At 69.3% G+C, this 15,860-nt stretch carries 1 protein-coding gene (running past one end of the window); it reads right to left on the bottom strand.

Features of this window, described 5'->3' with window-relative positions; all coding sequences use genetic code 11:
• Positions 1 to 15,860: the 5' portion of a non-ribosomal peptide synthetase gene (locus tag D7V77_RS10040; RefSeq protein ID WP_147452028.1), read on the bottom strand. It extends 13,366 nt beyond the left edge of the window; 15,860 of the gene's 29,226 nt are visible here — the first part of the coding sequence; its start codon is at positions 15,858 to 15,860; its stop codon lies off the left edge, out of view.

Below are 15,860 nucleotides of genomic sequence, written 5' to 3'. Positions count from 1 at the left end.
AGCTGATGGGCGAGCGACTCCACCGTGCGCGATTCGAACAGCGCGCGCAGCGGCAGCTCCGCGCCCATCTCCGCGCGCACTCGCGACACCACCTGTGTCGCCAGCAGGGAGTGGCCACCCAGCGCGAAGAAGTCGTCCTTCACGCCCACCTGGGGCACCCGCAGCACCTCCGCCCAGATGGCCGCGAGCCTTGCTTCCGCATCCGTGCGCGGAGCCTCGTAGGTACTTCCGGCCTTTTGCGCATCCGGCTCCGGCAGGGCCTTGCGGTCCACCTTGCCGTTGGAGTTGAGCGGCAGTGCCTCCAGCACCACCACCGCTCCGGGCACCATGTACTCCGGCAGCCGCTGACGCAGGCTTGCCTTCAGTGCCTCTGCTTCCAACGTCGCGCCGGCCTTCGGGGCCACGTACGCCACGAGCCGCTTCTCCGCGCCCTCCCCCTTCGCCACCACCACTGCTTCCTTCACTGCCTCTTGCTGGCGCAGCGCGGACTCCACTTCGCCCAGCTCGATGCGGAAGCCTCGCACCTTCACCTGGAAGTCCACTCGGCCCAGGTACTCCAGCACTCCGTCCGCCCGGTACCGCACCCGGTCTCCCGTGCGGTACATGCGGCTGCCTTCCGGGCCGTAGACTTCCGGCAGGAACTTCTCCGCCGTCAGCTCCGGCCTCAGCAGGTAGCCACGTGCCTGGCCTTCGCCCGCCAGGAACAGCTCTCCCGCGACGCCCACCGGTACGGGCTGCAGATACTTGTCCAGCACGTACGCCCGCGTGTTGGTGAGCGGCCGGCCGATGTTCGGCACCTCTGCGCGCCCCACCAGCGACCACGTCGAGTACGTCGTGTCTTCCGACGGGCCGTACAGGTTGTACAGCTTGCGCACCGTCGGCACCGCGTACACGGCCTTCGCCAACGTCTCCGGCAATGCTTCACCGGCGAGGTTGATGACCTGCACTGACGGCGGCACTGCATTCAGCCGCACCAACTGCGCCATCGCCGACGGCACCGTGTTGATGAGCGTCACCTCCGCCTCTGGCTTCTCCTCCGCCAGGTGCAGGGCATTGCGCACCACCACCACGCTGCCGCCTCGCACCAACGGCGTGAAGAGTTCGAAGACGGAGAGGTCGAAGTTCAGGCTCGTCGCCGCAAGCACTGCCTTCGTCTCTTCTTCGGTGAACGTCTCCGTTGCCCACGCGAGGAAGGCCGCGGCGTTCCGGTGCGTTACCGCCACGCCCTTCGGGCGGCCTGTACTTCCTGACGTGTAGATGAGGTACGCCACGTTCTCCGGGCGCACCTCCGGCGTCGGCGGGCAGCAGGACTCTTCCGCCCACTCATCCTCACGGTCCAGGCAGACCGCCTTCGCGCTGAAGGCGGGCAGCGACTCCAAGAGGTGCGAGTGCGCCACCAATGCCGGGCCCTGCGCGTCCTCCAGCAGCCAGCCCAGTCGCTCCTTCGGGTAGCTCGGATCCAGCGGCACGTAGGCGCCGCCCGCCTTGAGGATGCCCAGCGTTCCCACCACCACGTCGGCGGTACGCTCCACGCACAGGCCTACGCGGGACTCGGGGCCCACGCCCAGCTTGCGCAAACGGTGCGCCAACTGGTTCGCCTTCGCCTCCAGCTCCCGGTACGTCAGCCGCTGCTTGCCGCTCACCACGGCTACAGCATTCGGGGTGCGCTTCGCTTGCGCCTCGAAGAGCTGGGGAATCGTCGCGTCGCGCGCGTACTCCGCCTGCTGCTGGTTCCACGTCACCAGCACCTGCTGGCGCTCCGCTTCCATCAACATGGGCAAATGGCCCACCGCTGCGTCCGGCTTCGCCACCATGCCTTCGAACAGCACTCGCAGGTGCTCCGCCATCCGGCGCACCGTCGCTGCTTCGAACAGGTCGGTGCTGTACTCCATCGCACCCGTCAGACCGTCTGGCGTCTCCATGAAGAAGAGGCTCAGGTCGAACTTCGACGTCCGGCCTTCGTAGGCCACGGGCTTGAGCGTCAAGCCCGGCAGTCGCGTTTCGCTCTCAGGCAGGTTCTGGAGCGCCAGGAACACCTGGAACAACGGCGTGTGACGCCGGTCGCGCTCAGGCTGGAGCGCCTCCACCAGCTTCTCGAAGGGCACGTCCTGGTGCTCGTACGCGCCCAGCACCGTCTCCCGCACCTGCGTGAGCAGCGCCCGGAAGGACTGGCCTCCATCCACCTGGGCGCGCAGCACCAGCGTGTTGACGAAGAAGCCGATGAGGCCCTCCACCTCCGCGCGCGTGCGGCCCGCGATGGGCGAACCCACGCTGATGTCGTCCTGCCCCGAGTACCTCGACAGCAGGACCTGCCAACCCGCAAGCAGCGCCATGTACAGCGACGCACCTTCCCGCTGGGCCAGCGCCTTGAGGTCCCCCGTCAGCGACCGGGACAGGGGGAAGGAGTACGTCGCTCCCGCGCTGCCACGCACCGGCGGACGGGGATGGTCCGTGGGCAACTCCAGCACCGGCGGCGCGCCAACGAGCTTCCGCTTCCAGTAGTCCACCTCCTGCTGGAGCGTCGCGCCCTGCAACCCGTCGCGCTGCCAGGCCGCGTAGTCCGCGTACTGCACAGGGAGCTCTGGCAGCGGCGACGGACGGCCTTCCGCGAAGGCCGCGTACAGCGCGCCCACCTCCCGGATCAACACGCCCAGCGACCAGCCGTCCGACACGATGTGATGCATCGTGACGACCAACACGTGCTCCGCGCCTCCCAGCGTCAGCAGGAGTGCCCGGATCAGCGGACCGCGCGACAGGTCGAACGGCTTCAACATCTCCTGCTCAATCCGCTGCCGCGCATCCCCCGAGGACACCTCCACCCGCTCCAGATGCAGGGTCATGTCCGAGTGGATGACCTGGAGGGACTGACCATCCTTCTCCGCGAACGTCGTCCGCAGCGCTTCATGGCGCCGCACCACTTCGCGCAGCGCCCGTTCCAGGACGTCCTGGCGCAGCGCTCCCTCCAGCCGCACCGCGACGGGCACGTTGTAGAGCGCCGTCCCCGGCTCCAGCTGGTCGATGAACCACAACCGCTGCTGCGCGAACGACAGCGGCCGGGCGGCATCCCCCAGCCTGCGCTCCATCGTGTTCTTGCCAGAGAACGCGGTCTGCCCCAGCTGACGAGCGAGCGACTCCACCGTTCGCGCTTCGAACAGCGCACGCAGCGGCAGCTCCGCGCCCGTCTCCGCGCGAACTCGCGACACGACTTGTGTCGCGAGCAGCGAGTGGCCACCCAGCGCGAAGAAGTCGTCCTTCACGCCCACCCGAGGGACTCGCAGGACTTCCGCCCAGATGGCCGCCAGCTTCGCTTCCGTCTCCGTGCGCGGGGCTGCGTAGGTGATGATGGCTGCCGGCGCCTCCGGATCCGGCAGGGCCTTGCGGTCCACCTTGCCGTTGGAGTTGAGCGGCAGTGCCTCCAGCACCACTACTGAACCGGGCACCATGTACTCCGGCAGCCGTTGGCGCAGACTCGCCTTCAAGGCCTCCGCTTCCAGTGTCGCGCCGGCCTTCGGGGCCACGTACGCCACGAGCCGCTTCTCCGCGCCCTCCCCCTTCGCCACCACCACCGCTTCCTTCACCGACTCTTGCTGGCGCAGCGCGGACTCCACTTCGCCCAGCTCGATGCGGAAGCCTCGCACCTTCACCTGGAAGTCCACTCGGCCCAGGTACTCCAGCACTCCGTCCGCGCGGTACCGCACCCGGTCTCCCGTGCGGTACATGCGGCTGCCTTCGGGGCCGTACACCTCCGGCAGGAACTTCTCCGCCGTCAGCTCCGGCCTCAGCAGGTAGCCGCGCGCCTGGCCTTCGCCTGCCAGGAACAACTCTCCCGCTACGCCCGCCGGTACCGGCTGCAGGTACTTGTCCAGCACGTACGCCCGCGTGTTGGTGAGCGGCCGGCCGATGTTCGGCACCTCTGCGCGCCCCACCAGTGACCACGTCGAGTACGTCGTGTCTTCCGACGGGCCGTACAAGTTGTAGAGCTTCTGAACCGTTGGCACCGCGTACACGGCCCTTGCCAGCGTCTCGGGCAGCGCTTCGCCAGCGAGATTCACTACGCGCACCGACGGCGGCACCGCCTTCAGCCGCACCAACTGCGCCATCGCCGATGGCACCGTGTTGATGAGCGTGACGTCCGCCTCCGGCTTCTCCTCCGCCAGGTGCAGGGCATTGCGCACCACCACCACGCTGCCGCCTCGCACCAGCGGCGCGAAGAGTTCGAACACCGAGAGGTCGAAGTTCAGGCTCGTCGCCGCGAGTACCGCCTTCGTCTCTTCTTCGGTGAACGTCTCCGTTGCCCACGACAGGAAGGCCACTGCGTTCCGGTGCGTTACCGCCACGCCCTTCGGGCGGCCTGTGCTTCCTGACGTGTAGATGAGGTACGCCACGTTCTCCGGGCGCACCTCCGGCGTCGGCGGGCAGCAGGACTCTTCCGCCCACTCATCCTCACGGTCCAGGCAGACCGCCTTCGCGCTGAAGGCGGGCAGCGACTCCAAGAGGTGCGAGTGCGCCACCAATGCCGGGCCCTGCGCGTCCTCCAGCAGCCAGCCCAGTCGCTCCTTCGGGTAGCTCGGATCCAGCGGCACGTAGGCGCCGCCCGCCTTGAGGATGCCCAGCGTTCCCACCACCACGTCTGCGGTACGCTCCACGCACAGGCCTACGCGGGACTCGGGGCCCACGCCCAGCTTGCGCAAACGGTGCGCCAACTGGTTCGCCTTCGCCTCCAGTTCCCGGTACGTCAGCCGCTGCTTGCCGCTCACCACGGCTACAGCATTCGGGGTGCGCTTCGCTTGCGCCTCGAAGAGCTGGGGAATCGTCGCGTCGCGCGCGTACTCCGCCTGCTGCTGATTCCACGTCACCAGCACCTGCTGGCGCTCCGCCTCCGTCAGCATGGGCAGCCGGCCCACTGCCTCCTCCGGCTTCGCCACCGCTCCTTCCAGCAGCACCCGCAGGTGCTCCACCATCCGGCGCACCGTCGCTGCTTCGAACAGGTCGGTGCTGTATTCCACCGCTCCGCTCAAGCCCTGCGGCGTCTCCGTGAAGAAGATGCTCACATCGAACTTCGACGTACGAAGCTCCAGCTCCAAGGGCTTCATCGTCAGCCCGGGCAGCCGTGCCTCTCCATCGGGCGTGTTCTGCAACGCGAGCAGGGATTGGAACAGCGGCGTGTGACTCAGGCTGCGCTCGGGCTGCAGCGCTTCCACCAGCTTCTCGAACGGCACGTCCTGGTGCTCGTACGCCTCCAGCACCGTGCCTTTCACCTGCGTCAGCAACTCCCGGAAGGATTTCTCTCCGTCCACCTGCGCGCGCAGCACCAGCGTGTTGACGAAGAAGCCAATGAGCCCTTCCAGCTCCGCTCTCGTCCGGCCCGCGATGGGCGAACCCACGCTGATGTCCGTCTGTCCGCTGTAGCGCGACAGCAGCGCCTGCCACGCCGCCAGCAGCACCATGTACAGCGATGCACCCTCGCGCTGCGCCAGCGCCTTCAGTCCCCGCTCCAGCGATGACGGCAGCACGAAGGAATGGATCGCACCCGCGTTGCCTCGCACCGCAGGGCGCGGATGGTCCGTGGGCAACTCCAGGACTGGCGGCGTCCCGGCGAGCTTCCCCCTCCAGAAGTCGACCTCCTTCTGGAGCGTCTCTCCCTGCAACCAACCGCGCTGCCACGCCGCGTAGCCCGCGTACTGCAACGACAGCTCCGGCAGCGGCGACGGACGCCCTTCCAAGAAGGCCGCGTACAACGCTCCCACTTCGCGGATCAGCACTCCCAGCGACCAGCCGTCCGACACGATGTGGTGCATCGTGATGAGCAGCACGTGCTCGGCGGCTCCCAGTTTCAACAGGCTCGCCCGGATGAGCGGCCCCCTGTACAGGTCGAAGGGCTCCGCCAGCTCTGCTCCGAGCCGGCGCCGGACTTCCGCCTCCCGCTGCTCGCCGTCCAACGCCCCCAGGTCGATCTGCACCATGGAGAGGCGGACTTCGTCGGCATGGATGCGCTGGACGGGCTGCCCCTCGTGCAGCTCGAACGTCGTGCGGAGGGATTCGTGGCGCCGGACGATTTCACGCAGGGCCCAGTCCAGGGCTCCCACGTCCAGCTCGCCTTCCAGGCGCACCGCGACGGGCACGTTGTAGAGCGCCGAGCCCGGCTCCAACTGGTCGATGAACCACAGGCGCTGCTGCGCGAACGACAGCGGCGACGGCCCAGCGTTCGCGATCGACTCCAGCGCCACGGGCAGCGGACGCTCGGCCGTCTCCAGCCGTCGGGCCAGGGCTTCAAACGTCGGAGCCTCGAACAGAGTCCGCAGTGGCAGCTCCGCGCCCAGCTCCTTCCGGATCCGCGACACCACCTGGGTCGCCAGCAGCGAGTGCCCGCCCAGCGCGAAGAAGTTGTCCCTCACCCCGACCCGCGGGACGCGCAGCACTTCCGCCCAGATGGCCGCCAGCTTCTGCTCCGACTCCGTGCGAGGCGCTTCGTACTCGTGCTGCGAAGCAGTCGCTTCGATTTCAGGTAGCGCCTTGCGGTCCACCTTGCCGTTGGCCGTGAGCGGCAGCGCTTCCAACACGCCCATCGCCGACGGCACCATGTACTCCGGCAACCGCTGCCGCAGGCCCGCGTCCACTGCCTTCGGATCGATGTTCTGTCCCGGCTTCGCCACGAGCCACGCGACGAGCCGCTTGTCTCCGCCGACGTCGCGCACCACCGCCGCGGCTTCCGCCACGTCCGGATGCTGGAGCAGGGCCGCTTCCACTTCGCCCAGCTCGATTCGGAAGCCTCGCACCTTCACCTGGAAGTCGGTGCGCCCCAGGAACTCCAGCGTCCCGTCTTCCTTCCAGCGCGCCTTGTCTCCCGTGCGGTACAGCCGCGCGCCGGGTTCCGTGCTGAACGCGTTCGGAACGAAGCGCTCCGCCGTCAGGTCCGTACGGTTCAGGTAGCCCCACGCCAGGCCTTCGCCGCCGACGTACAGCTCTCCCGGCACGCCCACTCCGGCCACGCCGCCGTACCCGTCCAGCACGTACGCCGTCGAGTTTCCAATCGGCTTGCCGATGGGCACTGAAGCGGTGACGGCCGAGTCACGCGTGAGCGCGTGCGTCGCGGAGAACGTCGTGTTCTCCGTCGGACCGTATCCGTTCACCAGCACCGCGCCTTCCGGCAAGTGCTTCAAGTGCTCGCGCACTCGCTGGGCTGGCAACACGTCGCCGCCCGCGAGGACCTGCGACACTTCCGCCAGCGCATCCACCTGATGCAGCGCCATCTGTTCGTACAGCGCGGCGGTCAGCCACAGCGTGCTGATGCGCTCCTTGCGCAGCAGCGCGCCCAGCTCCTCCAGCGTCTGCGCGTGCGGCGGCGCCAGCACCAGCTTCGCCCCGTGCAGCAGCGCGCCCCAGAGTTCCAGCGTCGACGCGTCAAAGGCCACCGGCGCCAGTTGCAGCCCGACCTCCCCCGGCCCGAAGCGCAGGAAGTCGTTGCCCACCACCAGCCGCGTGATGCCCCGGTGCGGCACGCTCACGCCCTTCGGCCGGCCGGTGCTTCCCGACGTGAACATCACGTACGCCAGGTCGTCCGCGCTCACTTCTTCCTGCGGCGCCGAGGTCGGCAGGTGCGCGATCTCGCTCCATGCAGTGTCCAGAAGCAGCGGCGTTCCCGCGCTCGCCGGCAGCTTCTCCACCAGCGACCGCTGCGTCAGCGTCACGCCCACGCCCGCATCCCCCAGCAGCAGCGCGATGCGCTCCGCCGGGTAGTTGCGGTCCACCGGGACGTATACGCCCCCGGCCTTCAGGATGGCCAGCAGCCCCGCCACCATCTCCAGCGAGCGCTCCACGTACACGCCCACCCGCGTGCCGCGCTTCACTCCCTGGCTCCGCAGGTGGTGCGCCAGCTGGTTCGCCTTCGCGTCCAGCTCGCCGTAAGTCAGCGTGCCGCCCCCTTCCGCGAGCTTCAGCGCCACCGCGTCCGGCGTCTGCTTCGCCTGTGCCTCGAAGCGGGCGTGCACCGACATGTCACGGGAGGACTGCGTGGCCGTCGGGTTCCACGTCAGCAGCACCTGCTGGCGCTCCGCCTCCGTCAGCATGGGCAGCCGGCCCACTGCCTCCTCCGGCTTCGCCACCACGCCTTCCAGCAGCACCCGCAGGTGCTCCACCATCCGGCGCACCGTCGCTGCTTCGAACAACTCGGTGCTGTACTCCACCGCTCCACTCAAGCCCTGCGGCGTCTCCGTGAAGAAGATGCTCACGTCGAACTTCGACGTGCGGATCTCCAGCTCCAGGGGCTTCATCGTCAGCCCGGGCAGGCGCGCCTCTCCCTCGGGCGTGTTCTGCAATGCCAGCAGTGACTGAAACAGCGGCGTGTGACTCAGGCTGCGCTCGGGCTGCAGCGCCTCCACCAGTTTTTCGAACGGCACGTCCTGGTGCTCGTAGGCCTCCAACACCGTGCCCCGCACCTGCGTCAGCAACTCACGGAACGACTTCTCACCGTCCACCTGCGCATGCAGCACCAGCGTGTTGACGAAGAAGCCGATGAGTCCTTCCAGCTCCGCCCGCGTCCGACCCGCGATGGGCGAACCCACGCTGATGTCCGTCTGTCCGCTGTAGCGCGACAGCAGCGCCTGCCACGCCGCCAGCAGCACCATGTACAGCGATGCGCCCTCGCGCTGCGCCAGCGCCTTCAGTCCCTGCTCCAGCGATGACGGCAGCACGAAGGAATGAACCGCTCCCGCGTTGCCTCGCACCGCCGGCCGCGGATGGTCCGTGGGCAACTCCAGGACTGGCGGCGTCCCGGCGAGCTTCCCCCTCCAGAAGTCCACCTCCTTCTGGAGCGTCTCTCCCTGCAACCAACCGCGCTGCCACGCCGCGTAGCCCGCGTACTGCAACGACAGCTCTGGCAGGGGCGACGGACGCCCTTCCGTGAAGGCCGCGTACAACGCCCCCACTTCACGGATCAGCACTCCCAGCGACCAGCCATCCGACACGATGTGGTGCATCGTGATGAACAGCACGTGCTCGGTGACGCCCAGCTTCAGCAGGCTCGCCCGGATGAGCGGCCCCCTGTACAGGTCGAAGGGCTCCGCCAACTCCACTCCGAGCCGGCGCCGGACCTCCGCCTCCCGCTGCTCGCTGTCGATTCCCTCCAGGTCGACGTCCGCTACCGGCAGGCGCGCGTGGGGATGGATGCGCTGCACGGGCTGGCCCTCGTGCAGCTCGAACGTCGTGCGGAGGGACTCGTGGCGCCGGACGATTTCGTCCAGGGCTCGCACGAGCGCACCCCGCTTCAAGGTGCCCCGCAGCCGGACCGCGACGGGCACGTTGTAGATCGCGCTTCCCGGTTCCATCTGGTCGATGAACCACAGGCGCTGCTGCGCGAACGACAGCGGCGGCGCTTCATCACTCGCGGCGGACTTCAGCGCCGTGGACTGGTGACTCGCGGCCGTTCCCAGCCGCTCGGCCAGGACTTCGAGCACGGGGGCCTCGAAGAGGACGCGCAACGAGATCTCCACTCCGAACTCCGAGCGGATCCGTGACACCACCTGCGTCGCCAGCAGCGAGTGGCCACCGAGCGAGAAGAAGTTGTCCCTCAGCCCCACCCAGGGCACCCGCAGGACCTCCGCCCAGATGGCCGCCAGCTTCTTCTCCACCTCCGTGCGGGGCGCTTCGAAGGCGGTGCCTGCCTCCTGCGCTTCCAGCGCCATGAGCGCCTTGCGGTCCACCTTGCCGTTGGCCGTGAGCGGCAGCGCTTCCAACACGCCCATCGCCGACGGCACCATGTACTCCGGCAACCGCTGCCGCAGCTCCGCTTCCACTGCCTTCGGATCGATGTTCTGTCCCGGCTTCGCCACGAGCCACGCGACGAGCCGCTTGTCTCCGCCGACGTCGCGCACCACCGCCGCGGCTTCCGCCACGCCCGGATGCTGGAGGAGGGCCGCTTCCACCTCACCCAGCTCGATGCGGAAGCCACGCACCTTCACCTGGAAGTCGGTGCGCCCCAGGAACTCCAGCGTCCCGTCTTCCTTCCAGCGCGCCTTGTCTCCCGTCCGGTACAGCCGCGCGCCGGGCTCCGTGCTGAACGCGTTCGGAACGAAGCGCTCCGCCGTCAGGTCTGTACGGTTCAGGTAGCCCCACGCCAGACCTTCGCCACCCACGAACAGCTCACCCGGTACGCCTACTCCGGCCACGTCACCGTGCGGATCCAGCACGTACGCCGTCGAGTTTCCAATCGGCTTGCCGATGGGCACCGAAGCGGTGAGTTCCGTGTCGCGTGTGAGAGCGTGCGTCGCGGAGAACGTCGTGTTCTCCGTCGGGCCGTACCCGTTCACCAGCATCGCGCCTTGTGGCAGGCGCTTCAGGTGCTCGCGCACTCGCTGGGCCGGCAGCACGTCGCCGCCCGCCAGCACTCGCGAGACCTCGGCCAGAGCGTCCACCTGGTGCAGCGCCATCTGCTCGTACAGCGCGGCGGTCAGCCACAACGTGCTGATGCGCTCCTTGCGCAGCAGCGCGCTCAACTCCTCCAGTGCCAACGCGTGTGGCGGCGCCAGCACCAACTTCGCCCCGTGCAGCAGCGCGCCCCAGAGTTCCAGCGTCGAGGCGTCGAAGGCCACCGGCGCCAGCTGCAGCCAGACCTCCTCCGGTCCGAAGCGCAGGAAGTCGTTGCCCACCACCAGCCGCGTGATGCCCCGGTGCGGCACGCTCACGCCCTTTGGGCGGCCCGTGCTTCCCGACGTGAACATCACGTACGCCAGGTCTTCGGCGCTGACCTCCACCCGCGGCGCCGTCTCCGGATGCCGGGCCGCTTCGGCCCATACCGTGTCCAGCAGCAGCGGCGTGCCCGCGCTCGCTGGCAGCTTCTCCACCAGCGACCGCTGCGTCAGCGTCACGCCCACGCCCGCATCCCCCAGCAGCAGCGCGATGCGCTCCGCCGGGTAGTTGCGGTCCACCGGCACGTACGCGCCTCCCGCCTTCAGGATGGCCAGCAGCCCCGCCACCATCTCCAGAGAGCGCTCCACGTACACGCCCACCCGCGTGCCACGCTTCACGCCCTGGCTCCGCAGGTGATGCGCCAGCTGGTTCGCCTTCGCGTCCAGCTCGGCGTACGTCAACGTCCGCCCGTCATGCACCTGGATCGCTACCGCGTCCGGCGTCTTCCGGGCCTGTTCGGAGAACAGCGCGTGCACCGGCGTGGTGCCCACGGCCTCCGCCGCCATGCGGTTGCCACCGTCGAGGATCCGCTGCCGCTCTTCCGCGTCCACCATCGGCAGCCGGGACACAGCGGCCTCCGGACGCGCCATCGCAGCATCCAGCAGCACCCTCAGGTGCTCCACCATCCGGCGCACCGTCGCGGCGTCGTACAGCTCGGTGCTGTATTCGACCGAGCCCCTCAGCCCTTCGCCCTCTTCCACGAAGAAGACGCTCAGGTCGAACTTCGACGTGTGGCTCTCCATCATCAGCGGCTTGAGCGCCATGCCCGGCAGCCCCAGGTCGCCCTGCGGCACGTTCTGGAGCGCCAGCAGCGTCTGGAACAGCGGCGTGTGGCTCAGGCTGCGCTCCGGATGCAGCGCTTCCACCAGCTTCTCGAAGGGCACGTCCTGGTGCTCGTAGGCCTCCAGCACCGTGCCTCGCACCTGCTTCAGCAACTCACGGAAGGACGTCTCCCCATCCACCCGCGCGCGCATCACCAGCGTGTTGACGAAGAAGCCGATGAGCCCTTCCAGCTCCGCTCTCGTCCGGCCCGCGATGGGCGAACCCACGCTGATGTCCGTCTGTCCGCTGTAGCGCGACAGCAGCACCTGCCAGCCCGCCAGCAGCACCATGTACAGCGATGCACCCTCGCGCTGCGCCAGCGCCCGCAGGCGCTGTGTCAGCGAAGGGGGCCACTGGAAGAAGTGCATCGTGCCCGCGTTGCCCCGCACCGCCGGACGCGGACGGTCCGTGGGCAACTCCAGCGCGGCGGGTGCTCCCGCGAGCCGGCCCTTCCAGAAGGACACCTCGCGTTCGAGCACGTCTCCCTGAAGCCAGCCGCGCTGCCACGCCGCGTAGTCCGCGTACTGGAGCGGCACCTCCGGCAGCGAGGAGGGCTGGCCCTGCACGAACGCCGCGTACAGCGCGCCAATCTCCCGCACGAGCACGCCCAACGACCAACCATCCGAGATGGCGTGATGCATCGTGAGCGCGAGCAGGTGGTCGCGCTCCTCCAGCCGCACCAACTGTGCTCGGACCAGCGGCCCCCGCGACAGGTCGAAGGACCGCAGCCCCTGCGCCATCACCCGGCGGCGGGCCTCCTGCTCCCGCTCGCCCGCTTCGACGCCGCGCAGGTCCTCCACCTCCAGCGGCATCGCCGAGGGCGGATGCACCACCTGAACCGGCGTGCCTTCGTGCGACGTGAACGTCGTGCGGAGCGCTTCGTGACGGAGCACCAGTGCATCCAGCGCGCTCTGGAGCACCGCGACGTCCAGCGCGCCCTCCAGTCGGACCGCCAGCGGAACGTTGTAGACCGGGCTGCCCGGCTCCAGCTGGTCGATGAACCACAGGCGCTGCTGCGCGAACGACAACGGCAGGGGCTGCTCTCGCGAGACGGGCACCAGCGGCGGGGCGACGGAGCGGGTGGCTCGCTCCAGGCGGAGCGCCAGGGCTTCCAGGGTGGCGGACTCGAACAGCTCCCGCAGCGGCAGCTCCACTCCGAACCCGGCTCGGATCCGCGAGGCCACCTGCGTCGCCAGCAGCGAGTGGCCGCCCAGTTCGAAGAAGTTGTCCGTCACGCCCACCTGGGGCACGCGCAGCACCTGCGCCCAGATGGCCGCCAGCTTCGCTTCGGTCTCCGTGCGGGGCGCCTCGAAGACCTTCTCCGAGCGCGGGGCTTCCGGCTCCGGCAGCGCCTTGCGATCCACCTTGCCGTTCGCGCTGAGGGGCAGCGCGTCCAGCGACATCAGGGCCGTGGGCACCATGTACTCCGGCAGCCGCTGCCGCAGGTGCGCCTTGAGCTCCGCCGCGTCGAGCGTCCGCTCCGGCTTCGCGACCGCGTACCCCACCAACTGCTTGTCCGCGCCCTGCCCCCGCGCCACCACCGTGGCTTCCGCCACGTCCGGATGCTGGAGGAGCGCGGCTTCGATTTCACCCAGCTCGATGCGGAAGCCACGCACCTTCACCTGGAAGTCGGTGCGCCCCAGGAACTCCAGCGTGCCGTCCTCCCTCCACCGGGCCTTGTCGCCCGTGCGGTACAGGCGCGCACCGGGCTCCGTGCTGAAGGGATGGGGGACGAAGCGCTCCGCCGTCAGGTCCGCGCGGTTGAGGTAGCCCCACGCGAGGCCTTCGCCGCCCACGTGCAGCTCACCCGGGACACCCACGCCCGCCACGTCTCCGTGCGCGTCCAGCACGTACGTCGTCGAGTTTCCAATCGGCTTGCCGATGGACACCGCCCCATCGAGCACCGTCCGACCCGTCATCGTGTGCGTGGTGGAGAACGTGGTGTTCTCCGTGGGGCCGTACGCATTCACCAGCACCGCGCCTTCCGGCAGCCGCGCCAGGTGCTCCCTTGCGCGCGGGAACGGCATCACGTCACCGCCCGTCAGCACCTGCGACACGCCCGCCAGCGCGTCTCCCTGGTGAAGCGCCATCTGCTCGTACAGCGCCGTCGTCAGCCACAGGACGCTGACGCGCTCCTGCGTCACCAGCGCGCTCAACTCTTCCAGCGTCAGCGCGTGCGGCGGCGCCAGCACCAGCTTCGCCCCGTGCAGCAGCGCGCCCCACAGCTCCAGCGTCGACGCGTCGAAGGCCACCGGCCCCGTCTGCGACCAGATGGCATCTGGCCCGAAGCGCATGAAGTCGTTGCCCAGCACCAGGCGGGTAATGCCCCTATGGGGAACGCACACGCCCTTCGGACGGCCCGTGCTGCCCGACGTGAAGATGATGTACGCGAGGTCTTCGCCGCCCACCTCCACGTCCGGTGCCGTCTCCGGTTCACGGCGGATGGACTCCCACGCCGCGTCCACGCAGAGCGGCGTGCCCGCTCTGGCCGGCAGCTTCTCCACCAGCGACTGCTGCGTCAGCGTCACTTCGACGCCCGCGTCCTCCAGTAGCAGCGCGATGCGGTCCGCCGGGTAGTTGCGGTCCACCGGCACGTACGCGCCGCCCGCCTTCAGGATGCCGAGCAGCCCGACCACCATCTCCCACGAGCGCTCCACGTACACGCCCACCCGCGTGCCACGCTTCACTCCGAGCCCGCGCAGGTGGTGCGCCAGCTGGTTCGCCTTCGCGTCCAGTTCGCCGTACGTCAGCGTCCGGCCATCCACGCCCTGCACCACCGCCACCCGGTCCGGCGACTTGCGCGCCTGCTCCGCGAAGAGCGCGTGCACCGGCCGCTCCCGCGGATAGGCCGCCTGCGTCCGGTTCCAGTCCACGGCCAGCACGTGACGCTCGGCGGCCTTCACCATGGGCAGCCGGGCCACGGGCATCGCCGGGTGGGCCACGGCGGACTCCAGCAGGCCGCGCAGGTGCTCCACCATCCGCGCGACGGTGGCGGCGTGGAAGAGGTCGGTGTCGTACTCCACGTAGCCGCTCAGGTTCCCTTCCGCCTCCGTGAGCTGGAGGAGCAGGTCGAACTTGGCGGTCTGGGTGTCCACCTCCATCGCGTTCAGCTTCAGGCCCTGCACGGCGACCGGGCCTCGCGGCGCGTTCTGCAGCGCGAACATCGCCTGGAAAAACGGCGTGCGCCCCGAGTCACGCTCCGGCTGCAGCGCCTCCACCAGCTTCTCGAAGGGCACGTCCTGGTGGTCCGTCGCGCCCACCATCGTCTCGCGCAGCTGGCGCACCAGCCCCTGGAACGACAGCTCTGGCGTGAGGCGCGCGCGCAGCACCAGCGTGTTGACGAACATGCCGATGAGGCCTTCGAGCTCCGAGCGGGTCCGGCCCGCCATGGGAGAGCCCACGCTCACGTCGTCCTGCCCGGAGTAGCGCGACAGCAGCGACTGCCACCCGGCCAGGAGCACCATGAACAGCGTCGCGCCCTCCCGCTGCGCCAGCGCCCGGAGCGAGTCCGTCAACTCACGCGGCCACTGGATGGGCGTGCGCGCGCCCCGGAAGCCACGCGTCGCGGGCCGTGGCTTGTCCGTCGTCAGCTCCAGCGCGGGCGGTGCGCCCGACAACTGCTCACGCCAGTACGCCAGCTGCCGCTCCAACGCCGCGCCCTGCAACGTCTCCCGCTGCCAGGCCGCGTAGTCCGCGTACTGCACGGCCAGCTCCGGCAACGGCGACGGCTGGCCCTGCAGGAACATGGCGTACAGCACCGCCACCTCGCGCACGAGCACGCCCAGCGACCACCCGTCCGACACGATGTGGTGCATCGCCACCAGCATCAGGTGGTCCGCGTCCCCCAGCTTCACCAGCAGCGCGCGCATCAGCGGCCCCGTGGCGAGGTCGAACGGGCGCAGCGCCCCTTCCCGCACCCGGCGCCAGGCTTCGGCCTCGCGCGCTTCCGCCGAGAACGCGCTCACGTCCGTGCGCTCCAACTCCAGCACGGGCGCGTCCGCGAAGTGCTGCACCGGCCCGCTGTCTCCGCCCTGGAAGGTCGTGCGCAGCGACTCGTGACGCCGCACCACCTCGAGCAGCGAGCGCTCCAGCACGGGCACGTCCACCGCGCCCTCCAGCCGCACCGCCACGGGCACGTTGTAGAGCGGGCTTCCCGGCGCCAGCTGGTCCATGAACCACAGCCGCTGCTGCGCGAAGGACAGCTCCGCCGGCCGCGAGCGGTCCCTCAGCGGGAACGCCGCCCGCGCCGGAGTCCCCGCCGCCTGCTTCTGCGCGGCCATCTTCTTCAGCAGCTCCGCGCGCTTCTCCGGCGACAGATTCGCGATCCGCTTCGACAAATCACCGCTGCTGCTCAT

The organism is Corallococcus sp. CA041A, from assembly GCF_003612075.1.
GTDB classification, from domain to species: domain Bacteria; phylum Myxococcota; class Myxococcia; order Myxococcales; family Myxococcaceae; genus Corallococcus; species Corallococcus exiguus.
Note: the sequence above shows the minus strand (reverse complement) of the source record. Positions and strands in the feature narration are given on the sequence as shown.